Genomic DNA, 23803 nt, shown 5'->3' with positions numbered 1-23803 from the left:
TTCATGAGCCAGAACGCACTACTTTCTGCGCTTGTAAACCACGCAGAAGTTGCCACGCTTGGTGCGACACTTAGAGCAACGTTCGCAGTCAACTTCGGCGCGGTTACCGTCTTTCCAGCGCTTGATCAATTGTGGCTCTGCCAATAACGGACGAGAAAGCGCGAAAAACTGAATCTTAGTATTGTCAGCCAAGTCTTCGATAGCACAGAAGTCGTTTAAGCCACCCACGGTAATTACAGGTACATTCACATCTTGACTGATCACTTGACCGTACTCGTGGAAGTAGCCCTCTTCTTGTAGCGTGTAACCGTCGAACGATTCACCTACCATGGTGCTTGCGTTGCCATGAATGTTACCCGATACAATGATCGCATCCACGCCCACTTCTTCTAGCTTCTTACACACAATGCGCGTTTCATCGAACGTCAAACCGCCATCGAAGAATTCCGTTGCTGTCAGCTTAACCAGAATCGGGAAATCATCACCAACTAGCTTGCGCGTCTCGGCATAGATCTCCATAAGGAAACGCATGCGGTTCTCAAGGCTGCCGCCGTACTGGTCTTCGCGACGGTTGTAATATGGGCTTAAGAACTGGTTGATCAGGTACGTGTGCGCCGCGTGGATTTCTACACCATCAAAGCCAGAATCTTGTGCACGCTTGCTCGCTAGCGCAAATGACTTAACGATGTAGTCGATCTCATCTTGAGTCATCGCTTTGCCTTCCGTTTTGGTGCCGCGCTCTGGCACTTCACTTGGAGCAAAAATCACACGTTCACCAACGTTGAATGTCGTTTTTGTACCGCCATAAGCGATCTGCATGACGATCTTAGAGTCATGCTCATGGACAAGGTCAGTCAGCTTTTTGTATTCATCGATGAAAGAGTCGTTGTAGATCCCCATCATGCCTGCGTTCGGCTTCTCTTCTTCTACGATGTTAGCGTAGCCAGTAACGATCAGTCCCACTTCACCTTTAGCAAGTTCTTCATAAATGTCGTACAGCTTCTCGGTCATGTGACCGTCTTCTGTCGCCATATTTTCCCACGTTGCACTACGTACAAAGCGGTTCTTTAGTGTCATGTTGCCAATGCGGGCTTCTGAAAACAAAATGCTCAAGTCCAGTCCTCTTAAAATCTGTCTTTTTAGATACATCACTACCGAGCAGGAACGAAAAAGGAACAGCGATACACAAAGCATGGCTGTTCCTTCTCTGAATTTCTGTTCAGTGCAATGAGCGACGCGAACCTTACCGCCGAAACTGCGGCAAAACTTTAATCTGGATTAAGGTTTGGTGAGATAAATGGGTAAACGGGACAAACTCTACTCTACCTCTTCGTATTCTTTTACTGAGCACTCTGGCTGCATGATTTTTCCTTTGTTGAATGAGACTTCGCAGTCCACAAGGACACTCCCACTTTGCAAATAAAAATAATCCAATACAAAAAACAGTTTAGTGCCTCGTTTTCCGTAATCTTCGACAAAAACCCCTGCAGAGTCAGTAAAAGCTAAAACCTCTTTATCTAATAGAATCGACTTTATCTTCTTGGAGTCATTAAGCGTATAACTGGGTGTATCGATGGTATCTATCTCAATTAAGGGATTTACTTCCATGTTGTGAATCGCAATCCTCACTAACTGCTCATTTACTCGATAGCTGCTTACAGAACTTAAAGATGCAGGGAGTACAGCGTAAGCACTAGAAGGAATCAAAAATACGATGCTCACCAATATTGATAATAGGTAGACTCTTTTTACGATTGAAAACATTAGAAGAGCCTGTTTTTTCCTACTGGTTTCTCTATTGTTAATAGCACTTTAATTGCCTAGTCAAAATATGATCAAACTCATTGATGAACAAACATGTTAAACGTAACCAATTTAACTAGGCTTTACTTAGTAAGAAAATTTAGGCATTACTTTTGCGATACTAGCTTAATAAAAATGCAATATATATGTTTATCATAAAGAGCGAACCACATAGATACGCTCTTTAATGAATAAACGGCAGTGGAATCAACTCCAGCCCAAGTACGCCGCTGATGCCCATGACAACCAATAACGACATCTTAAACACCGATTTGGACCACTGGATGTAATTGTTGTAATCCACTTTTTGGAACGTCACGCGTGTCCACATAAAGCACACCGCCGCCGAGACCGCTAAATATTCGTAGCCGGCTTCACCCAGCATAAACAACCCAATAGCAACCACACCAAAAGCAACCACGTACGCCTTCATATGTTGATGCGCTTTGGTAATGCCCTCTTTAACGGGAAGAACAGGAATGCCTGCATCGCGGTAATCTTGCATGCGGAACATCGCAATCGCGTAAGAGTGCGGCATCTGCCAGAGGCAAAACATGATGAAGAGTAAAATCGCTTCTAAGCTGATGTAGTTCGTCACCGCAAGGTAGCCCACTAGCGGAGGAACCGCGCCAGAAATGCTGCCGACTAAGGTGCCATAGACCGAATTTCGCTTGTACCACATGGTGTAGAAGAAGACGTAAAACACGTAACCCAAGAGTACAACCACAGCCGAGAGCGGATTCACCAATTGGAACAATAACGCTGTGCCATTCAACAGCAACACCAAAGCGTAAACAAACGCCGCGTCGATGTTGATGTTTCCCATCACCAATTCACGGTTTTGCGTGCGCTTCATTTTTTGGTCGATATCGCGGTCGAAAATGTTGTTCACCACGCATCCTGATGCAATCACAAGCCCGACACCAACTAACGTTGTTAGCAACAACAGAAAGTTAGCGGGTTCTGATTTTGCAGCGAGGAAGAACCCCGCCGCAACAGAAATCAGGTTGCCGAAAATGATGCCCGGTTTGGTAATAGACAAATAACTTTTCAGCATACCCTAGCCTACAACTTCATGTTGACGTTCATGTTGTAGATGATCCAGATCGATCCAGCGATCAGAATCAACACAACAATGGCGGTAAACATCAGTGACACCACGTTCCACTGACCTTCTGACGTTTTCACTTCCATGTGCAAGAAGTACTTAAAGTGCACGAAGATCTGCACAATCGCACAACCAAATAACACAGCATAAGTTGCAGTATCTGGCAGCACTTGCGCCCACACACAATAGAAAGGAATCACGGTCAGGATCAGAGACGCAATAAAGCCTTTTACGTAATCAGAGGCACCTGTATCTAGATGTTGTTCCATTACATAACCCCCAATAAGTAAACGATGGTGAATACACAAATCCAAACGATGTCTAGGAAGTGCCAGAACAAGCTCAAGCACTGGAATCGCATCGACATGTTATCGTTCAAGCCCTTGGTTGACAGTTGGTGGTAACACACGGCTAGCCAGATCAAACCAAAGGTTACGTGCAGACCGTGTGTTCCAACCAAAGTGAAGAACGCAGATAGAAATGCACTTTCTTGTGGACCGTAGCCTTCAACAATCAGGTGATGGAACTCGTACACTTCCATCCCGATAAAGCCAGCGCCAAGTAAGAAGGTCACTTTTAACCAACGTTTTAAACCTGCAACGTCTTTGCGCTTCATCGCAATCATGCCGAAGCCAAACGTGATACTACTGAACAGCAGCAACATGGTTTCTACAAACACGAACGGCAGTTCGAAAATGTCTTTACCAGTTGGACCCGCAATGGAGCCGCTTTCTAGAACTGCGTAAGTCGCGAACAAGGTCGCAAACAATACACAGTCACTCATTAGGTAAATCCAGAAACCAAACAGCTTAATGCCTGCAGAATCATGGTGATGATCGTGATCGTGAACCGCAACATTAGCTTGCATAGGTCACCTCCAGATCGTCTTTTGTATCGTTGTCTTTCACTTCGTTTTTCTTCGCTTCTTCAAGTTGAGCTCGACGCTCCGCTTCAATCGCTTTGATTTCTTCTACTTCAACGTAGTAATCCACGTCGTCGTTGTAGCTGTGCTGGATACACGTCACGATAATGCCAACAAAGCTTGCTGCTGCTAGCCACCAGATGTACCAAATCATCGCGAAGCCAAATACCAATGCCCATGCAGATACATAGATACCTGTTGGTGTGTTCTTCGGCATGTGAATGCGTTCGTATTCCACTTCTTTGCTTGGGTCGAATTCGCCACTATGCTTTTGGTACCAGAACGCGTCTAGGACATCACCTTTTGGTAGGTGGGCAAAGTTGTAGAACGGCGGTGGTGAGGACGTCGCCCACTCGAAAGTACGACCGCCCCACGGGTCACCCGTTAGATCGCGGTTTTGCTCGCGGTCACGAACACTCACGTAGATTTGGATGAACTGACAAGCCACGCCAAGCGCAATCACTGCCGTACCTGCTGCAGCAACTGCTAACAGTGGGAAGTACTCTGGGTTAAGATCTTGGCTTAGACGACGCGTCATGCCCATAAAGCCCAGTGCATAAAGCGGTAGGAACGCCATTAGGAAGCCAACAATCCAGCAAATGAATGCACGTTTGCCCCATGTTTCGTTCATGGTGAAACCTGTCGCTTTCGGGAACCAGTAAGTGATTGCCGCGAAACAACCAAATACCACACCACCGATGATTACGTTATGGAAGTGCGCAATCAGGAACACGGAGTTGTGCAGAACAAAGTCCGCGCCCGGTACTGCCATTAGTACGCCCGTCATACCACCTACAGAGAAGGTAATCAGGAAGCCAACCGTCCACATCATCGGCGTGGTAAAGCGGATTCGGCCTTTGTACATGGTGAATAGCCAGTTGAAGATCTTCACTCCGGTCGGGATGGAGATAATCATGGTGGCGATGCCGAAGAATGCATTCACATTTGCACCTGAGCCCATGGTGAAGAAGTGATGTAACCAAACGACGAACGCCAAAATCGTGATTACGATGGTTGCCCATACTAGCGAGGTGTAACCGAATAGCTTCTTGCGTGAGAAGGTTGCCGTTACCTCAGAGAACACACCAAAAATAGGCAAGATCAGGATGTACACTTCTGGGTGACCCCATGCCCAAATCAGGTTGACGTACATCATTACGTTGCCGCCAAGGTCATTGGTGAAGAAGTGCGTACCGATGTAGCGATCCAACGTTAGTAGCGCGATGGTTACGGTTAGGATTGGGAATGAAATGATGATTAGGATGTTGGCACACAGGGATGCCCACGTGAACACTGGCATCTTCATCATTGGCATAGACGGCGTACGCATGCGCAAAATAGTCGCAAAGAAGTTCACGCCCGTCAGCGTGGTGCCGACACCGGATATTTGCAGCGCCCATATCCAATAATCCACCCCAACTCCGGGGCTTGCCTCAATGCCAGACAGCGGCGGATACGCCAACCAACCAGTACGACCAAACTCACCCAAGCCAAGTGACATGTTGGTGAGGATCACGCCCACAACAAACAGCCAGAAACTTAGGTTGTTTAGGTAAGGAAATGCCACATCACGGGCACCAATTTGCAGCGGTACGATGATGTTCATCAAACCAATCACCAACGGCATTGCCACGAAGAAAATCATGATTACGCCATGGGCAGTAAAGATTTGGTCGTAGTGATGTGGTGGTAAATAACCGCTCTCGCCTGCCGCAGACAGCAGTTGTTGGCTACGCATCATGACCGCATCAGCAAAGCCACGAATCAACATCACCATTGCCACAGCGATGTACATAAAGCCTAGTTTTTTGTGGTCTACCGAAGTAAACCATTCATTCCATAAATATTGCCACTTACCCGCTTTGGTTATCGCCGTAACGACAGCCATACCAACGATCGCGATCACCGCAAGAGTGACGACAATAATCGGCTCGTGATAAGGGATTGATTCAAGTGTTAATCTTCCAAACATTGCGATTATCCTAGATTTTCCGGCAAACAGTTCATTGAACCCGGATGCTGGGTCACGACGTCGGTGAACAAAAATGGTGGAATACTAGAGAACATCTTCACAGGCTCCGCCACCGTAGGTGATGCAAGCGCACGGAATTGCTCCCAGTCTTCGATTCGATCAGGGCTGGCTTTCACTTGCTGCACCCAATTCAGGAATGCAGTGCGATCTTCCATTGCCGCTGCGGTAAATTTCATTTGCGAGAAACCCTTACCGCTGTAGTTAGAAGCAAAGCCTTTGTAATCCCCTGTGTGGTTCGCAATCAGATTCAACTTGGTCACCATGCCTGGCATCGCGTAGATCTGAGTACCGAGACGCGGGATAAAGAACGCGTTCATGATGTTGTCTGAGGTCAGTTTGAACTGAACCGGAACATCTTTCGGAAACGCCACGTAGTTCACTGTCGCAATGTTCTCTTCTGGGTAGATGAACAGCCATTTCCAGTCGAGTGACACCACCTCAATGGTGATGGGTTTAACGTCACTTGCGATGGGCTTGGATGGCTCTAACTCGTGAGTAGAACGCCAAGTGATGGTTGCCAGAATTGCGATGATGATGATTGGAATCGTCCATACCACCACTTCGATCTTGGTCGAGTGCGCCCACTCTGGAGCGTATTCCTCGCCAGTGTTCGACTCTCGGTAGCGGTAAGCAAAATAGATTGTCATAAGAATCACGGGGATCACGACAATCAGCATCAGTAAAAGCGCTGTAATGATCAGTTCTTTTTCCTGAACGCCAATGCTACCTTTCGGGTCAAGTAGAGCAGAGTTACACCCTGAAAGCATAAGAATGGTTCCTGCCAAACTTATCCTCGCTAAGATGCGTTTGTATCTTGAAGCTTCCATTAACTTTCTCGATGGTTAGCCAACAACAGAGCAAGCCCTGCGATTGGTTGTCTTGGTCATTAGAATATTTTTGTGTTGAGCTTGTGCAGCAATGGACTTCTTGGTGGGAGGTATCAAGTTGCTTGATGGTTAAAACCACACTCACAACGTGAGTTTATTGTTACACTTTGAAATGCATTGTTACATTCGAGCGCATTATGCGGAGGGAAAAAGGAAAGCTCATTAGCCACAGATGGAAACTAACGTTCCATTTATGAAAGCTAATATTGATATAGAAATAGCAAAGCAGGTGCACAACATTAACGTACTACAGTGTATATTCTTTTCTTTACAGTAACTTAAGTAACGAAAACGAGAAGAGTAATCAGTTGCGTATTCGGCGCGAGAGTGTGAGCTACATTAGAAAGTGTGAATTAAGGAAAGCGTGACCAGTATCATAGTTATGAATTCACATACTATTTACATGGCATTTGTACGACAAATGATTATTTAGGCAATCCAATTTACCAGATTAATACCAAGTACTTTTTGAGAGTGATGTTTGGTTCAATTGTTAATCGAATGAACTCACTAAAAAGAAACGAGCGCTACTTAACTAGCGCTCGCTATAAGAGGAAAAGTGATCTAGCCCTACATTCTTATTCCGCCATCCACTTCGAGCACCCGCCCAGTGAAATAGTCGTTTTCGAGAATGTATTTTACGGCATGAGCAATCTCGCTCGTCTCCCCCATCCTTCCGACAGGTATCATCTTTTGCAGTCGGTCTATGCTTCTGGCTTCATTTGGTCTGCCATCGCCGTTTTGATGACTCCGGGTGCAATAGCAGCAGCGCGAATGCCGTATCTGGCGAGTTCTCTTGCCCATGTTGTTGCCATGGTTGCGACGGCTGCTTTAGAGGCAGAGTAATTGGTTTGCCCAATATTGCCCGCTCTCGCCACGCTGGAGATGTTGATGATGGCGCCTTTCGAGCCACTCTCAATCATTTTGACTGCCGCTTCTCGACCACACAAGAACGTGCCCGTGACATTGACGTTCATCACTAAGTTGAACTGCTCAAGCGACATCTTAGCGATCTCGCCGTCTTTGGCTTTGACTAACAACCCGTCTCGCAAAACGCCGGCGTTATTGACTAAACCATTAAGCTGCCCAAAATCTTGGATAATCTCGTCGAAGGTTTCTTCCACTTCAGATTCATTGGTAACATCGAGTCGATAAATCAGCGCCTTGGCACTGAGCATTCGGCATTGTTCTTGAGTGTTCAGAAGCCCAGTTTCGTTCACATCAAGCAGGGCTAATTCTGCGCCCGCTTGAGCAAGGCTGACCGCCATCATCTGCCCTAGCCCTTGGCCCGCACCGGTGATTGCAATGACACTGTTTTTTAAATCCATATCTGAACTCCATTACTGGATGACTTCCATGTACAAAAGCTTGTCTAGTAACAAACTGTTTGCCTAGAACCTATTTACTTAGAAACTATCTGTTTAGAACCTGCCTACTTAGAAACTATCGAGCTCGTCCAGATAAGGTGAATGGCAGTCGTAGCCTCGCCGACACCGTCATTCCCTACAGCGAGGAACGAGCGTGATAGGGAATCTCTCTTTTAACCCTTTTGGTTCTTATAGAATTCAAACAAGCTTGAAAAGTCGAGTTCTGCATGACCTGCTGCGTTATGGAATGCATAAAGGTTACGAGCCAAAGAGCCCATCGGAACAGAAGAGTTGGTTTGCAGCGCCGCATCCAAGCCTAAACCAAGATCTTTGAGCATCAACTTGCTCATAAAACCTGGGTTGTATTGATTGCTCGCTGGCGCAGAATCCATCACACCTGGGCATGGGTTATAAAGCTCTAACGCCCAGTTTCGACCAGAGCTTTGCAGCATGATATTAGATAAGACTTTCGGGTCGAGACCATGGTCAATACCGAGATTGAGCGCCTCACAGGTTCCCGACATCAAGATACCCAACATCAGGTTATTACAGATTTTTGCCATCTGACCGTCGCCCGCTTTACCAGCGTGGAATACGTTCTTACCCATGTATTGCAAGATCGCATTGGCTTTGGAGAACGCTTCGTCCGAACCGCCAACAATAAAGGTCAGCGTTGCTGCTTTTGCGCCTGCTACACCGCCAGAGACGGGAGAATCGACAAACAACAATCGTTTGTTCTGAGCTTCGTTCGCCACCAAGCGGGCGGAATCTGGATCGATGGTCGAACAGTCAATCAGCAATGCGTTGTCCTGCACAATGTTAAGCAGACCGACACCACCGTGTAAATCCCCCAAATACACCGCGCGCACGTGTGCACCCGCTGGTAGCATGGTGATGATGGTTCCCGCGCCATCCACGGCTTCTTCTAACGTGCTAGCTACCACCGCGCCAAACGGTTCAAGTTGCTTCGCCGCGTTCACATCCACATCGAACACTTGCACATGAAACCCTGACGCCAATAGGTTTTGTGCCATTGGACTGCCCATGTTGCCTAAGCCAATAAATGCAATGGTACTCATGTTGTTTCTCCTTATTTTCCTAGCTGTGCAAGTGGATGTTCCTCTTCTGACCAAAGTGAGGTGAACAAGGTATCAATGACGCTTTTATCGACTTCACTGACGCTGTTAAACATCCATTTTGGGTTACCGTCTTTATCAACTAATCGAGAGCGCACCCCCTCTTCAAACTCACCGAGTAATGCACTGCGAACCGACAACGTTAGCTCCAAACGGAAACAATCCGCTAGTGACAGTCGGTGGTACTCTTTGACTTGTCGAAAACAAATATGCGCGGTGATCGGGCTGCCTGCATCAAACGACTTTTTAGCGACTTCAAGCCATTGGGTATTGCCTTCCATTGCTTGAATACGCTGGGCAATCTGATTTAAGTCAAAGCCTTTACACGCTTCTTTAATTTGGTCGAGATAAGGACAAATTTGCGAGGTCGGTTTACTATCAATGACCTGATCTTCCATCAGTTGAAGCAAAGCACTGACCAGCGATTTCGCATCGGCAGATCGCCAGTCCACTTGTCTCAATTCTTCTAACAACGCTGGATATTGCTCTTCCAATAGCAACCATTCTGCCAAACCAATAGTGACAGCGTCACTTGAATTCACCATCGCACCGGTTAACCCAAGGAACAAACCTACCTCTGGGTCGATTTGACTTAAGAACCAAGTGCCACCTACGTCTGGGTATAGCCCGATATTGATCTCTGGCATCGCGAGACGAGATTTAGGCGTGACGACTCTATGGCTGGTGCCCATAAATAAGCCCATGCCACCGCCCATAACAATGCCCTCTCCCCAACCAATGATTGGCTTTTGGTAGGTATGAATCAGGTAGTCGCATTCGTACTCAAGCGAGAAGTAATTAGAACAGAACTCTGCGGTCTCTTCTTTGCTTTTCTCGTGCATGACGTGGTACATGGTTCGTACATCGCCCCCTGCACAAAACGCTTTTTCTCCCGCTCCATTGAGGATGACACACACCAAATCAGGGTCATCTTGCCATTCGATAAGTTGGTCGTTGAGGTCTGCCAACATGTCGTAAGTCAACGCGTTCAATGAAGCCGTGTTGTCTAACGTCGCGATACCAATTCGGTGCACGCCGTCTAAGCAATCTATTTCGCTAATGGTTACTTTCCCTGTCATGCGACCTCCTATTGATTCTTCCAGTTGGGTTTACGTTTTTCTAAGAAGGCACGAACCCCCTCGGTTTGATCTTCGGTATCGAATAAGTTTAGAAACAGTTCTCGTTCTTTAATCAGACCATGTTTGAGTGGAGCTGAACGCATGTTTTGGATAAGCGCTTTGCACGCGGTTACCGAAGAAGGCGATTGATTGGCAACCGATTCTGCAAGCTCAATGGCTTTATTAAGCGCTCCACCTTTTTCCACCACTTCTTCCGCTAAGCCAAGTTCTCGCGCTTGTGCTGCACCGACTTGTTCGCCGCACAATATGATGCGTTTCGCCCAACCTTCACCGACCAATGCGGTTAGGTTTTGCGTACCACCAGCACAAGGCAATAAGCCACTTTCGCCTCTGGCAGTGCCAGCACAGCTTGCTCTTCCACCACACGAATATCACATGCCAATGCGGCTTCTAATCCGCCTCCCATGGCGTAACCGTTGATGGCAGCGATAGAAACCCCTCGAAATGCAGAGAGCGTTTCAAAGGCTTCGCCAAAGATACGCGCCATCTCTAACGCAACCGCTTTATCGCCATCAGCAAACAACTTGAGGTCTGCACCTGCAGAGAAAAACTTCTCACCATTCCCTGTGAGCACTAGAGCGTAAACGTCTTTATTGTCGTTTAACGCCAGCACAAACTCTTTCAATGCGGTTAAGCTTTCTGATGTCCAAGTATTAGCGGGCGGGTTGTTCATGGTCACCACCGCAACATGATTGCTGATGGTGTGTTGAATCGCTTGTTGTTCTGGTAATGACATATCTCTGAATCCTTTCTTGATGAAAATGACCTGAGCTTTATGAATAAAAGCAGAGCTTGTCGGCGCATTTATAGCAATGCCGACCCCTCTGCGAGCAATCGACGCGCGATGATCAAACGCATAATCTCGTTAGTACCTTCCAAAATTTGGTGTACTCGAACATCACGGAAATAGCGTTCCATTGGGTATTCTTTGATGTAACCATAGCCACCGTAAAGTTGCAGCGCTTGGTCACAGACTTGAAAGCCGACATCGGTAGCAAAGCGTTTTGCCATGGCACAATAAGTCGTGGCGTCGGGGTCACCTCGGTCTAACTTGCTAGCGGCGTAACGCACTAGTTGGCGGGCAGCGACAAGCTCGGTTGCCATGTCTGCTAGTTTGAATTGCAATGCTTGGAATTGAGCTAATGATTTACCGAACTGTTTACGTTCTTGCATGTACTGCGTCGCTTGATTCAACGCTTGTTGAGCCGTACCGACAGAGCAGGTAGCAATGTTAATGCGCCCGCCATCCAAACCTTTCATAGCGAACACAAACCCTTGCCCTTCCTCACCGAGCAAATGTGACGCAGGAATAGAAACATTGTCGAAAGTTACCGCGCGTGTCGACTGACTGTTCCAACCCATTTTCGGCTCTTTACGTCCGTAGCTAATGCCGTCTGCATCGGCGGGGACAACAAATGCAGATACGCCTTTCGCGCCGGCATCGCCGGTTCTCGCCATCACGACTAAAACGTCGGTATCGCCTGCGCCAGAGATAAAGGTTTTGCCGCCGTTGAGAATGTAGTTACCGCCTTGCTTAATCGCTGAAGTCGTTAGAGATGCCGCGTCCGAGCCCGCGTTTGGCTCGGTTAAACAATAAGATCCGAGAAATTCACCCGTAATAAGTTTCGGGCAGAACGCGTCTTTTACCTCTTCGGTAGCAAAGCTCGCGACCATCCAAGTCACCATGTTGTGAATGGTCATAAATGCAGTGGTCGATGTGCACCCCATAGAGAGCTGCTCGAAAATGATAGACGCATCCAAACGGCTTAAGCCCAAACCGCCCTGTTCTTCTGGGGTGTAGAGGCTCAAGAAACCGAGTTCTCCTGCCTCTCGCAGGATGTCTTTCGGGAAGATTTGTTTCTCATCCCACTCTGCTGCCATTGGCGCTAAACGCTCTGCCGCAAACTGCTGAGCGGTATCGGCAAACATACGTTGATCTTCGTTGAGTTCAAAATCCATATGAGCTCCTTACTTCTTTAGCGCAAGTTAATAGTCAGGTTTGGACCGGTTGGGATATCGTCATCAAACCAACGAGCCGTCACGGTTTTGGTCTCGGTGTAGAAGCGCACCGCTTGTTTGCCATAGGCGTGCAAATCACCGTAAAAACTGCCGCGCCAACCCGTAAACGAGAAGAATGGTAAAGGGACTGGAATTGGCACGTTCACACCTACCTGCCCGACTTGAATCTCATGTTGATACTTTCTCGCCGCCGCACCATTCGCAGTGAAGATGGAAGTGCCGTTGCCGTATGGGTTGCGATTCACCAGATCTATCGCCTCTTGCAAACTATCGACCTCAATACACACCAAAACAGGTCCGAAGATTTCTTGGGTGTAAATCGACATCTCGGTAGTGACGCCACTGAATAAAGTCGGACCGACCCAGTTACCTTCTGGGAAGCCTTCCACTTCACATTGGCTACCATCAAGTTCACACACCGCCCCTTGTTGTTTGCCTTCTTCAATCAAACCGAGCACACGCTGTTTTGCTTGTGCACTGATCAAAGGTCCATACGCGGCATTCTCATCATCCCAAGCACCCGGATGCACTTTCGCCATTTCTTGTTTTAAATCGGCAATCCACCCTTTCGAACTGCCTACAAACACCGCCACGGAGATCGCCATGCAACGTTGCCCTGCCGCACCAACTGAAGAACCAACTAAGTTGTTCACCACTTGGTTTTTGTTCGCATCTGGCATTACTACCATGTGGTTTTTCGCGCCAGCAAAGGCTTGAACACGTTTGAAGTTCTGTGTGCCTGTGGTGTAAATGTATTGCGCTACAGGAACAGAACCAACGAAAGAAACGGCTTGGATATCGGGATGTTTCAGCAACAAGTCGACTTGCTCTTTTCGACCGTGCACGATTTGCAGCACACCTTTTGGTGCGCCCGCTTCTTCGAACAGTTCAGCTAAGCGAATTGACGTGAGAGGAACTTGCTCAGAGGGCTTAAGGACAAAGGTATTCCCGCTCGCAATCGCGATTGGGAACATCCACAAAGGGATCATGGCTGGGAAGTTAAACGGCGTAATACCGCAGCACACCCCAAGAGGTTGAATCAACGAATAACTGTCAATATCTGTAGCAACGTTCTCGACGGTTTCTCCCATCATGTTACTAGCGATATTTGCAGCTTGCTCGACCACTTCGATACCACGCCATACATCTCCTTTTGCATCCGCAAAGATCTTACCGGTCTCGTGAGAAAGCAGCGTCGCCAGTTCATCGTGATGTTCTTTAAGCAGATGTTGATAGCGCAGCATCAAGCGCGCACGTTCGGAAACGGCGACATCTTTCCAACAGGAAAAGGTGGCTTTTGCACTTTCAATTGCCGCGTGCATCTCTTCATCCGTCGCGCACGGCAAGCGCGCAATCACGTCGTTGGTAGCAGGGTTTGTGACTTCTACCCAATCCGTTGCTTGAGATTCACGAAACTCACCATCGATGAATAAGGGAACCGTGCGAGTCATAATCTAGTCCTTCTTTACGTTATTTGATAATTGGATTTAAAGCGCTATCTCGATACCAATGGCAGTGGCTTCACCACCACCGATACACAGTGATGCAACACCTCGCATCACCTTTTTATTGTTGTTGTCACCGTCAACACCGAGCACTTGTAGCTGGCGTAGGCTATGAATGAGGGTCACCAAAATACGTGCTCCGCTCGCACCAATTGGATGCCCAAGCGCACACGCGCCACCTTTGATGTTTACTTTGTCTTTATCGATGCCCAATTGGCGTACCGCAATTTGCGTAACAACGGCGAAGGCTTCATTGATCTCCCAAAGATCAACGTCGTCTACCGACCAATCAAGTTGAGAGAGTAGCTGTTCCATCGCAAACACTGGCGCGAGGGTAAATTCGGCAGGCTTTCTGGCGTGGGTTGAGTGCCCTTTGATGATTGCTAGTGGCGTTAAGCCTTGATGTTGTGCGACCTGCGAGTCCATTAACACTAGGGCTGCAGCCCCGTCGGATATAGCACTAGAGTTTGCGGCAGTCACCGAGCCATTCTTATCAAAAGCAGGTTTGAGTTGAGGAATCTTGTCGAGCTTAATCGAGCGAGGATGCTCGTCGTAATCCAAAGTTGAAGCGCTGTGACGAGTCTTAATTTCTATTGGCGAAATTTCGTCATCAAACAAGCGTTGCTCTTGTGCTTCCAATGCTCTTTTCGCGGATAGGATTGCCCATTCATCCATTTGTTCACGAGTAAACTCTGAATGGTCAGCCGTTTGCTGCGCATACACCCCCATCAAGTGCCCTTCATACGCATCTTGAAGACCATCGAGGAACATGTGGTCGTAGGTAGATTGATGACCCATTCTCATGCCGTTTCGCGCTTCTTTCAGCAGATACGGTGCATTGGTCATGCTTTCCATCCCACCAGCAACGGCACTTCGAATGCTACCCGCTTTGATGAGATCGTGAGCCAGCATGACGCTCTTCATTCCTGAGCCGCACACTTTGTTTATGGTGGTGCTGCCTGTGGTAAGCGGAAGCTCTGCGCCTAGCGCCGCTTGTCTGGCTGGTGCTTGTCCGCACCCCGCGGGTAATACGCAGCCCATGTAGACTTCGTCGATTTCGCTAACACCGCTCGCATCCATTGCCGCTTTGATAGCAAATGCCCCTAATTGAGGCGCTGAATAACCTTGTAACTGACCTTGAAATCGCCCGATTGGCGTTCGCTTTGCACTGACAATCCAGATGTCGTTTCCCATGATCTCGTCCCTTCTGACGATAATTCACAGTTCACGAACTCATCCCTCACACCTGCTACCACGGAGCTTTCACACAGAATGTGTTGTCACTCCAGCCTCTCATAAAACGATGAATTTTCGCACTGTGATTTCTTGACGTTTACGTAAGCATAGCACTAACATTTACGTAAACGTAAAGAAACACATCAATAACAACATAATTTTTTCTCCTGTTTTTTGCGATGACCGATATCAGGCCTTTTGAATAAATGCATGACGGGATTTTAAGAAGCCAAAACTTTTACTTAGAGGGACAAGCCGAGTGGATAAATACAAGATTAGTGACCTCGCCAAGGAGTTCGACATCACGACCCGAAGCATTCGTTTTTATGAGGATGTCGGGCTTATAGAGCCAGAACGAAAAGGCAACATTCGCGTATACCAACGCAGAGATAAGATCCGTCTCAAGCTGATTTTACGTGGCAAGCGATTGGGCTTTTCACTTGCAGAAATTCGAGAATTGTTCGAGCTGTACGATACCCAGCAAAGCGATGGGCAACTGCTCAAAATGTTGACCATCATTGATGAAAAACAAGCACACTTACAGCAACAACTCGATGACATTAGCGTCGTGATGAACGAGCTAGAAACCGCCAAAGAGCGATGTAAACAAGCGCTGAGCAACAATTAAACCAACAGCCAATAGCTCTGAGTTAGTGAGCAATAAAAACAACAATAAATTCCAAGCCCAAGCAGTGTAACTCGAACCTTATTTGTACTAGGGTCTGTTGACCTTTCGAGCTGATTTTTGCAGCGAATTGTTGGGCATTTATACTAGGCAGAGACTTTGATGTGTAGTTAGCCTACATGAGAAGTCGATAACGAAGTAGAAATGACCAACAAACGCTGCCCAAAGGGTTCGGCTAAAATCGTTTTATGCTTTGTTAAGGAGTATTTGCTTAGAATGACTAGGCGACACACTCCTTGCCTCCCCTAAAACGATTTTATCTCGAACAAAATTTAACCGCGAAAGATCAACAGACCCTAAAAACTGCAGTACTTTCAACAGGGAAATGTTATGAAAAGCAGCTACACCCCACTCAACTTTGGGCTTGGTGAAACCATCGATATGCTCCGAGACCACGTCAACGCGTTCGCCACCGAGCATATCGCCCCCATCGCCGCAGACATCGACCGCGATAACCAATTCCCCAATCATTTGTGGTCCAAGCTTGGTGACATGGGTTTGCTCGGCGTAACCGTCGACGAAGAGTTTGGCGGTGCAGGCATGGGCTATCTTGCTCATGTTGTTGCGATGGAAGAGATCAGCCGAGCTTCGGCATCTGTCGCGCTCAGTTACGGCGCACATTCCAACCTTTGTGTTAACCAAATCTTTCGCAATGGCTCCCCTGCTCAACGAGAAAAATACCTGCCTAAACTCATCGATGGTTCTCACGTTGGCGCACTAGCCATGAGTGAGCCGAACTCAGGTTCTGACGTGGTTAGCATGCAGCTTCGTGCTGAAGACAAAGGCGATCACTATCTGATGAATGGCAATAAAATGTGGATCACCAATGGTCCCGATGCCGACACCTTAGTCGTCTACGCGAAAACCGATCCTAATGGCGGCTCTCGCGGTATCACCGCTTTCATTATTGAGCGAGAGTTTGATGGCTTTAGCCATGCGCAGAAGCTCGACAAACTTGGCATGCGCGGCTCCAACACCTGCGAATTGGTGTTCCAAGATTGTGTCGTGCCGAAAGAAAATGTGTTGGGCGAATTAAACCAAGGCATAGAGGTGTTGATGAGCGGTTTGGATTACGAACGCGTGGTATTAGCCGCTGGACCGCTTGGCATCATGCAAGCTTGTATGGATGAAGTGGTCCCGTATGTTCATGACCGAAAACAGTTCGGCAAATCTATTGGTGAGTTCCAACTGGTACAAGGAAAGCTTGCTGACATGTATTCACGCATGAACGCCGCCAAAGCTTACGTTTATACCGTCGCTGCCGCATGTGACCGAGGTGAATGCACACGTAAAGATGCCGCTGGCGTGATCCTTTACAGCGCCGAACTTGCCACGCAAATGTCCCTCGATGCTATTCAGCTGCTAGGCGGTAATGGCTACATCAACGAATACGCAACCGGACGTTTACTACGCGACGCCAAACTGTATGAGATTGGCGCTGGCACATCTGAAATTCGCCGCATGTTAATTGGACGAGAGCTGTTCGAAGAGTCTCGCTAACCCACCGACAAGGAAGTCACAATGGCAATCATTAAAAGTAAAACCAAGCCAACCGACGAGCTTTTTTTGTCGAACAAAGCGGTCATGACCGAGTTGGTGAACAACCTCAATGCCAATATCAAAGCCATCAAACAGGGCGGCGGACAGAAAGCTATCGACCGCCAACGGCTAAAAGGAAAACTGCCCGTTCGTGAACGCGTCATGCACTTATTGGATGAAGACAGCGAGTTTCTTGAAGTCGGACAGTTTGCCGCTTGGAACGTTTATGAAGAGTCGATTCCATGCGCAGGTGTCGTCGCGGGCATTGGCACCATTGAAGGCATTCAATGCATGGTGATCGCCAATGATCCTTCCGTCAAAGGCGGCACCTACTATCCACTCACGGTTAAAAAGCATCTGCGTGCGCAAGAGATCGCTCAACGTTGCCAATTACCTTGTGTCTATTTGGTGGATTCTGGTGGCGCGAACCTCCCTCATCAAGCCGAAGTCTTTCCTGATAAAGAGCACTTTGGGCGTATCTTCTTCAATCAAGCGAGAATGTCGGCGCAAGGCATACCTCAAGTCGCGGTTGTAATGGGGCTTTGTACCGCAGGCGGCGCTTATGTACCTGCGATGGCGGACGTTTCCATTATGGTCAAAGAACAAGGCACCATCTTCTTGGCAGGTCCACCGCTAGTAAAAGCCGCAACCGGAGAGATCGTCACCGATGAAGAACTAGGCGGTGCCGATGTGCATTGTCGCAAGTCTGGCGTTGCTGATTACTATGCAGAAAATGACCAGCACGCTTTGCAAATCGCGCGTGAAGCCATCTCGAATACCAATCAATCACTCCCCGTTCAAAGCGACAAACCGGTATTACCACCACGTTATGACGCCGAAGAGATGTACGGCATCGTCAATGCGAACCTTCGCTTGTCTTTTGATGTTCGAGAGATCATCGCTCGCGTGGTCGACGACTCAGACTTCGATGAGTTCAAGGCACTTTATGGTAAGACCTTAGTATGTGGCTTCGCTCGAATCCACGGAAATCTAATTGGTATTGTAGCGAACAACGGCATCTTGTTTTCAGAGTCCTCACAGAAAGGCGCGCACTTTATTGAGCTGTGTGCCAAACGCAAAATTCCCTTACTCTTTTTGCAAAACATCACTGGCTTTATGGTGGGCAAAAAGCTGGAGGCGGAAGGCATTGCCAAACACGGCGCGAAACTGGTGATGGCAGTCGCCTGTGCGGATGTGCCCAAGTTCACCGTGATTATTGGCGGCTCTTACGGCGCAGGCAACTACGGCATGTGCGGTCGCGCTTATGACCCAACCATGATGTGGATGTGGCCGAACGCGCGAATCTCGGTAATGGGCGGAGAACAAGCCGCAGGTGTGCTCACTCAAGTTCGTCGAGAAGTGAAAAAGCGCCAAGGTGAAGACTGGCCAGAACCAGAAGAAAGTGCATTCCGAGATTCTATCGTAGACTTGTATGAGTCTCAGGGACATCCCTACTACGCCAGCGCACGTTTATGGGATGACGGCATCATCGACCCGAAAGAGACACGTCAGGTGCTAGCTCAAGCGTTAAGAGCATCGCTCAACGCACCAATTCCTGATAGCAACTTTGGCATATTCAGAATGTAGAGAAGAAAGGACGTCACATGCAGGATCATCAACCAAGTATCATCCCCAATACAAAGCGACAAGACGAAGTACTTTGGAACGTCGATGAATTCGGCGTCGCAACGCTTACGCTCAATCGCACAGAGAAGCACAATGCGTTTGATGCCTGCATGATTGATCTGCTGATCCACAGGCTGGACTACCTCGCTTTGCGCACCGACGTTCGCTGCTTGGTTTTACGCAGCAATGGCAAACACTTCTCTTCAGGTGCTGATTTAAACTGGATGAAATCCATGGCAAACAGCACTAGAAAACAAAATCTCGAGGACGCACAGAACCTCGCACGCTTGATGCACACCTTAGATGGCTTCCCTCAACCCACGATTGCGGTTGTGCAAGGTTCTGCCTTTGGTGGCGCATTAGGTTTGATTTGTTGCTGTGATATTGCCATCGCTGCGGACAATGCCAACTTCTGCTTGAGTGAGGTAAAACTGGGGTTGGTACCCGCTACCATCTCTCCTTATGTGATGCGAGCAATGGGCAACCGACAAGCTCGTCGTTACATACTCAGCGCCGAAGTGATTAACGCAGCTAAAGCAGAAAAGTTTGGCATTGTGCATGAGGTTCATAAGCTGGACAACATCGAAACCGTTGTAGAAAGCTTGATTGATTCGTTGCTGCTCAATAGCCCTGATGCAATGCGTAAAGCGAAAGACTTGTGCCATCAGTGTCATCAAAATCCAATTGATGGTCAGCTTATCCAATACACTAGCCAACTGATCGCCGACATCCGCGTATCGCCACATGGACAAGATGGCTTACAAGCCTTTCTGGAAAAACGCACACCCGATTGGGCACTCAAGCCAAATAAGGATAAAGAATGAAATTGCCAAGTAAGGTAAATATTGTTGAAGTTGGCGCGAGAGACGGTTTGCAAAACGAATCACCTGTCTCCACACATGCCAAAATCCGCTTAATCGATTTACTTTCGGATACCGGACTCACCCACATTGAGGCTGGCTCTTTTGTCTCTCCCAAATGGGTGCCACAAATGGCTGATTCGCTGGAGGTAATGAAAAATATTACTCACCGCCACAACGTCATCTACTCAGCGTTAACACCTAATGTGCAAGGTTTTGAGAAGGCGTTAGAAGCCGGTGCTACACAAGTCGCTATTTTTACTTCTTCATCTGAAGGATTCTGTCAGTACAACATTAATTGCTCCATTGCTGAGAGTCTCACTCGCTTTGAACCAGTGATTGAATTAGCTGCAAAACATGGTATTCCGGTTCGTGGTTACCTATCTTGCGTTGTTGATTGCCCCTATGATGGGCCAACCAAACCAGAACAAGTCGCTAGAATCGCCAATCTTTTGCAAGAACTGGGCTGCTATGAGGTTTCTCTGGGAGATACCATAGGCACAGGTACGCCCATTCGCATCGCTGAAATGCTTGAAGCAGTGCAAGTAAAAGTCCCAACCGACAAGCTCGCTGTGCATTTCCACGACACATGGGGACAAGCTCTGGCGAATATCTACCAAGCCTTAACGATGGGCATCAGTACCATCGACAGCAGTGTGGCAGGCCTCGGAGGCTGCCCTTATGCTCATGGCGCATCAGGCAATGTAGCCACCGAAGATGTGCTCTACCTTTGCCAAGGTTTAGGAATAGAAACAGGCGTGGACTTGGAACTGCTCGCCAAAGCCGGATGGATGATCAGTGAAGAATTAAACCGCCAGCCGACCTCTAAAGTCTCTCTGGCGTTAAAGCTGCGTTAGATCTCGTAATTCGCTTTGATACCAATATCGAAATGCAGCGGCATACGCCATTTAGCAAAAGACAGGAAGCCCATGACCAATCCAGCCAACAACATAGTGATGGCTGCAAGAATTGGAAGGTTAAACCACAATGCAAACGTCGCGACTGCGAGAAATACAGGCACCATCTTTAAGCCTGGCACTTTAAAGCAAAAAGACTCTTTAAGTGCAATGCCCGAAAAGGTCACAAAGATAAAGCCTAGCCCTAACCAAGTGCGCTGAAACTCCAAGTCACTCACCATCAGTACCAAGCCAATCCAAGATGCCCAACTTATAGCAGCACGCACATGTTTGTTATAAACGTGGATATTTGCCGCAGACAGAGCACTTGCAACACAGAGTGCAATTAAAGAGGCTTGGTAAACGAATAGCGAGCTAGTGATAGCCCCAGAAACGATTATCGAAAAACAAAGTAGTGCGACAGCAAACAAGGTGATGCCAAGGCGATAAAGGCACACACTAAGTTTATCGAGTAAATCGAGCATTTCTTGATATTCTGTATTTGCCATCAATAAGCGTCCTGCCAGAGGGAAAGTAAGAGAGTCCGTAAGCCAGCAATAACGTTATCACTGGCTTTATAAGTTTAGTTTAAGCGCGTTTGAGAAAACGGAGTTTGCCACCAGTTCGGTAGATGACCAAAGAAAATAAGATAAGCGCACAACCAACCAGTTTATTGGAAGTTAGCACTTCACCGTACCAAATCACACTCAAAACTACCGTCCATACCGGCTCAAGGATCATAATCAGTGCTGCATTGCCAGCCTGAACAAACTTCTGTCCCATGGTTTGCATCACATATCGCAAACTGGTTGCCAAGAGCGTGCTCAGAGCAAACCAAATCCAGATAGACGTCGACACTTCAGTTGGCACCGTCTCCACCAAAGATGAAATAAGTAAACCAATCAAGCCTGTCACAAACAGCTGAATACACGTTAGCAACAATACCGGCAATTTCTGCGAGTACTTACTGTTTACGTTGAAGTGTAAAGCCAGCATGAGAGCGGCTCCCAAGAACCAAAGCTGACTAGAAGATTGTTGCCAACCACCAGCCAGCGATAAGCATCCTAGACCAATGATAGCAATGGGCAGAGAGATCCAGAAAATGCGTTGCGGCCTTTGACGAAACATCACCCAAGCAACGATTGGCACAAACAGCATCGATAAACTCATGATGAATGCGCCCTCGCCTAGGGTGTCGCTGATTGAAATAGCATGAATCCAACACATCAGCGCGCCTCCCAAAAGCACACCAACGCCTGCCGCGGCAAAAATATCTTTCTTATTGGCAGCACGAAGCGGCTTGATACACAGCGGTAACAAGCACAAAGAAGCGGTGGTAAATCGCAGCCCAATAAATCCAAATGGTGGAAGACCTTGAATGGTTTCTTTAGAGAAGATCCACCCTAGTGCCGCGATCATCGTAGTTGCGACGAGCACGAATGCAGCTTTGCGTTCAGAGTTAAGCATAATTACTCACAAAAAAGACCCAGCGAAGAAATCGTCAGGGTTCGTACATCATTAATTTTAATGTGTATTAGATAGTTATATTTACATCGCAAATGCTGAACTAAATGTGTACTTAGACTGAGGAGTGCTAACGTTTGCGAAACGCGCACAGTATACAGTGTGACTTAGTTATCATCGAGTAAATTACTGTGAAATCCAATCATTGTTTCGTGACTTGATGTCATCAAAATCGGCGCTGAACTCTTAGGCAAAAACTCAAATAGATTAAGGAATAACCTGACTCTAAACTAGGCACGAAATGTTAAAATAACAACGAAGTAAAACAGTCGTCAGGAGGTGCTTTATGAGACATTCAACCGTACTCTTTTTCATTCTGATTGCCCTGCTTATTATTTCGCCTATCGCACTGGGCTCACTGTTTAGTCTTGTTAGCTCCCTTCACTTAAGTTACATCGAAGCCGACCCAATTTCTGTCACGCACGTCTATACCCAAGTGACTTCAAAATGCTAGATTCAGAGCGTTGTCATTGATTCGAGGTCAAGGAAAACAACGCAGTGGAATAGCGAGCTCTTTCCAAGTTGTTTGAAGCAGAGATCGAGTCAATGACACGCTCCCGAAGGGCCCTCTTTACAAATAGTAAGGGTCTTGGCTTGTATACATTGTTGTCGATTCTTGATTTAGACCCACTAGACCTTTAAATCGCCGCGCGTCTACAAACCAAGTCATTCTCGCTGAACCAAGCATCTCGAGGTTACTTGGGTATATGACATGATGATCTATCGCGGTCGATAGTTTTCTTTCGAAGAGCTCTCATTCTCCAACCGCTCTGGCTAAAGCCAGAGCGGTTTTCAACTTCCTTAATCCTTTTAAAACAGCGCAAAACCCACTCAAATCAAACAAAACTCACCAACTTTCAAACATCAAAAGCTAACCGCCTATTTTCACTTTAGTTGTATTGGTAATGATTTTGTCCATTCCACTTAATTGGTGCGTATTAGTAATTAAATCTACAACTAATTTGTCTCGTACATAGCGATAAAGCCAGTACGCGCTACTCTTTACCGTACAACAATAAAAACGTGCCAGACTATCACCTCACCAACATGAGCGAAGTGCTGGCATAAAACGCCCAAGTTAGTGAAAAACGCATTCAATTTACTAGGGAAACAGTGATGAGATTAAAGAACACGCATTTCATGAGCACAGGTATAAAGGCGGCTCTCCTCGCCACGATGTGCTTCTCTCCTTTCACTTTCGCATCTGACGCCAAAGTCGATGAGCAATTTGAGGTTGGTAAAGAGAAAGCGAAAGTATGTATGACATGTCACGGTGCTGACGGCATCTCTACCATCGACGCCTATCCAAACCTACGCGGTCAGAAAAAAAGCTACCTGATCTCTTCTTTGAAAGATTACAAAGCGCGGGAGCGGACCAGTGGTTTGGCGGTACTAATGCAGCAGCAAGCCGACGCCCTGTCTGATCAAGATATAGAAGACATCGCGCACTATTACTCGCAGTTAGGGAACGAGCATTCATCGTCAGATAACGAGCCCCAGCCTTAAACGAGGAGCGTTC

Annotated in this window: 21 protein-coding genes and 2 pseudogenes; 7 read left to right on the top strand and 16 right to left on the bottom strand. The window is 47.4% G+C overall.

All coding sequences use genetic code 11. From position 1 onward, the window contains the following. Positions 1-18: 18 nt before the first annotated feature. The 14 genes and pseudogenes from B853_RS20965 to B853_RS20900 form a co-directional block, all read right to left on the bottom strand. Positions 19-1113, bottom strand: a complete 1095-nt coding sequence (locus tag B853_RS20965) for an NADH:flavin oxidoreductase (protein WP_038886339.1) — start codon at positions 1111-1113, stop codon at positions 19-21. 204 nt (positions 1114-1317) lie between these two features. Next, positions 1318-1764 (bottom strand): hypothetical protein, encoded by a 447-nt coding sequence (locus B853_RS20960; RefSeq protein WP_227741927.1) that lies wholly within the window; start codon positions 1762-1764, stop codon positions 1318-1320. A 223-nt stretch (positions 1765-1987) separates the two neighbouring features. After that, complete coding sequence (cyoE, locus tag B853_RS20955) at positions 1988-2860, bottom strand: heme o synthase (RefSeq protein WP_038886342.1); 873 nt, start codon at positions 2858-2860, stop codon at positions 1988-1990. An 8-nt stretch (positions 2861-2868) separates the two neighbouring features. Then, positions 2869-3180, bottom strand: coding sequence for a cytochrome o ubiquinol oxidase subunit IV (gene cyoD, locus B853_RS20950; protein ID WP_005443825.1), 312 nt, complete (start codon positions 3178-3180; stop codon positions 2869-2871). Beyond that, positions 3180-3779: a cytochrome o ubiquinol oxidase subunit III gene (cyoC, locus tag B853_RS20945; RefSeq protein WP_005451611.1), complete on the bottom strand. Its 600-nt coding sequence runs from the start codon at positions 3777-3779 to the stop codon at positions 3180-3182. The genes cyoD and cyoC overlap by 1 nt, the downstream gene beginning before the upstream one ends. Next, entirely contained in the window at positions 3769-5805 is a 2037-nt protein-coding gene (gene cyoB, locus B853_RS20940; RefSeq protein ID WP_128826999.1) for a cytochrome o ubiquinol oxidase subunit I, read from the bottom strand. The genes cyoC and cyoB overlap by 11 nt, the downstream gene beginning before the upstream one ends. A 5-nt stretch (positions 5806-5810) precedes the next feature. Further along, on the bottom strand, positions 5811-6692 hold the full coding sequence (cyoA, locus tag B853_RS20935; protein ID WP_078609229.1) for a ubiquinol oxidase subunit II: 882 nt from the start codon (positions 6690-6692) through the stop codon (positions 5811-5813). 699 nt (positions 6693-7391) lie between these two features. Next, positions 7392-8020, bottom strand: a pseudogene (locus B853_RS20930) (SDR family oxidoreductase); the annotation flags it as partial. A 272-nt stretch (positions 8021-8292) separates the two neighbouring features. After that, positions 8293-9198 (bottom strand): 3-hydroxyisobutyrate dehydrogenase, encoded by a 906-nt coding sequence (mmsB, locus tag B853_RS20925; RefSeq protein ID WP_009696177.1) that lies wholly within the window; start codon positions 9196-9198, stop codon positions 8293-8295. Between the two features lie 11 nt (positions 9199-9209). Beyond that, a complete protein-coding gene (locus B853_RS20920; protein ID WP_038886895.1) occupies positions 9210-10334 on the bottom strand; it encodes an enoyl-CoA hydratase/isomerase family protein in 1125 nt (374 codons plus the stop codon). A gap of 8 nt (positions 10335-10342) precedes the next feature. Next, positions 10343-11130 (bottom strand): annotated as a pseudogene (locus tag B853_RS20915) (enoyl-CoA hydratase). A gap of 68 nt (positions 11131-11198) precedes the next feature. Then, positions 11199-12353 carry an acyl-CoA dehydrogenase family protein gene (locus B853_RS20910; RefSeq protein WP_038886891.1) on the bottom strand — a complete coding sequence of 385 codons (1155 nt, stop codon included), beginning with the start codon at positions 12351-12353 and terminating at the stop codon, positions 11199-11201. Between the two features lie 17 nt (positions 12354-12370). Further along, entirely contained in the window at positions 12371-13864 is a 1494-nt protein-coding gene (locus B853_RS20905; protein ID WP_038886890.1) for a CoA-acylating methylmalonate-semialdehyde dehydrogenase, read from the bottom strand. 36 nt (positions 13865-13900) lie between these two features. Continuing rightward, positions 13901-15112 (bottom strand): thiolase family protein, encoded by a 1212-nt coding sequence (locus B853_RS20900; protein ID WP_038886888.1) that lies wholly within the window; start codon positions 15110-15112, stop codon positions 13901-13903. 301 nt (positions 15113-15413) lie between these two features. Between B853_RS20900 and B853_RS20895 the strand changes: the two genes are divergently transcribed. The 5 genes from B853_RS20895 to B853_RS20875 all read left to right on the top strand — a co-directional run bounded on the left by B853_RS20895 (position 15414) and on the right by B853_RS20875 (position 20721). Then, on the top strand, positions 15414-15782 hold the full coding sequence (locus B853_RS20895; protein ID WP_038886887.1) for a MerR family transcriptional regulator: 369 nt from the start codon (positions 15414-15416) through the stop codon (positions 15780-15782). A gap of 387 nt (positions 15783-16169) precedes the next feature. Further along, positions 16170-17339, top strand: a complete 1170-nt coding sequence (locus B853_RS20890) for an isovaleryl-CoA dehydrogenase (RefSeq protein WP_038886886.1) — start codon at positions 16170-16172, stop codon at positions 17337-17339. A gap of 21 nt (positions 17340-17360) precedes the next feature. Then, positions 17361-18965 (top strand): carboxyl transferase domain-containing protein, encoded by a 1605-nt coding sequence (locus B853_RS20885; RefSeq protein WP_038886885.1) that lies wholly within the window; start codon positions 17361-17363, stop codon positions 18963-18965. A 17-nt stretch (positions 18966-18982) separates the two neighbouring features. Then, entirely contained in the window at positions 18983-19828 is an 846-nt protein-coding gene (locus B853_RS20880) for an enoyl-CoA hydratase-related protein (protein WP_038886884.1), read from the top strand. Next, positions 19825-20721 (top strand): hydroxymethylglutaryl-CoA lyase, encoded by an 897-nt coding sequence (locus tag B853_RS20875; RefSeq protein ID WP_038886883.1) that lies wholly within the window; start codon positions 19825-19827, stop codon positions 20719-20721. Before B853_RS20880 ends, B853_RS20875 begins: the two co-directional genes overlap by 4 nt. Here B853_RS20875 and B853_RS20870 read toward each other — a convergent pair. Together B853_RS20870 and B853_RS20865 are read right to left on the bottom strand one after the other, a co-directional pair. Next, positions 20718-21269 (bottom strand): DUF2301 domain-containing membrane protein, encoded by a 552-nt coding sequence (locus B853_RS20870; protein WP_038886882.1) that lies wholly within the window; start codon positions 21267-21269, stop codon positions 20718-20720. The genes B853_RS20875 and B853_RS20870 overlap by 4 nt on opposite strands. 79 nt (positions 21270-21348) lie before the next feature. Then, positions 21349-22227 (bottom strand): DMT family transporter, encoded by an 879-nt coding sequence (locus B853_RS20865; protein ID WP_038886880.1) that lies wholly within the window; start codon positions 22225-22227, stop codon positions 21349-21351. 343 nt (positions 22228-22570) lie between these two features. Between B853_RS20865 and B853_RS26130 the strand changes: the two genes are divergently transcribed. Both B853_RS26130 and B853_RS20860 read left to right on the top strand, forming a co-directional pair. After that, positions 22571-22738, top strand: coding sequence for a hypothetical protein (locus B853_RS26130; RefSeq protein ID WP_170001036.1), 168 nt, complete (start codon positions 22571-22573; stop codon positions 22736-22738). Between the two features lie 662 nt (positions 22739-23400). Further along, the gene (locus tag B853_RS20860; RefSeq protein ID WP_050569036.1) at positions 23401-23790 is read left to right on the top strand and encodes a c-type cytochrome; all 390 of its coding nucleotides are present in this window, start codon (positions 23401-23403) and stop codon (positions 23788-23790) included. The last annotated feature ends 13 nt before the right edge of the window (positions 23791-23803 follow it).

Origin of the sequence: Vibrio rotiferianus CAIM 577 = LMG 21460, assembly GCF_002741985.1 — a bacterium.
Classification (GTDB): domain Bacteria; phylum Pseudomonadota; class Gammaproteobacteria; order Enterobacterales; family Vibrionaceae; genus Vibrio; species Vibrio rotiferianus.
The sequence above is the reverse complement of the archived record's forward strand: the minus strand, read 5'-3'. Positions and strand labels throughout refer to the sequence as shown.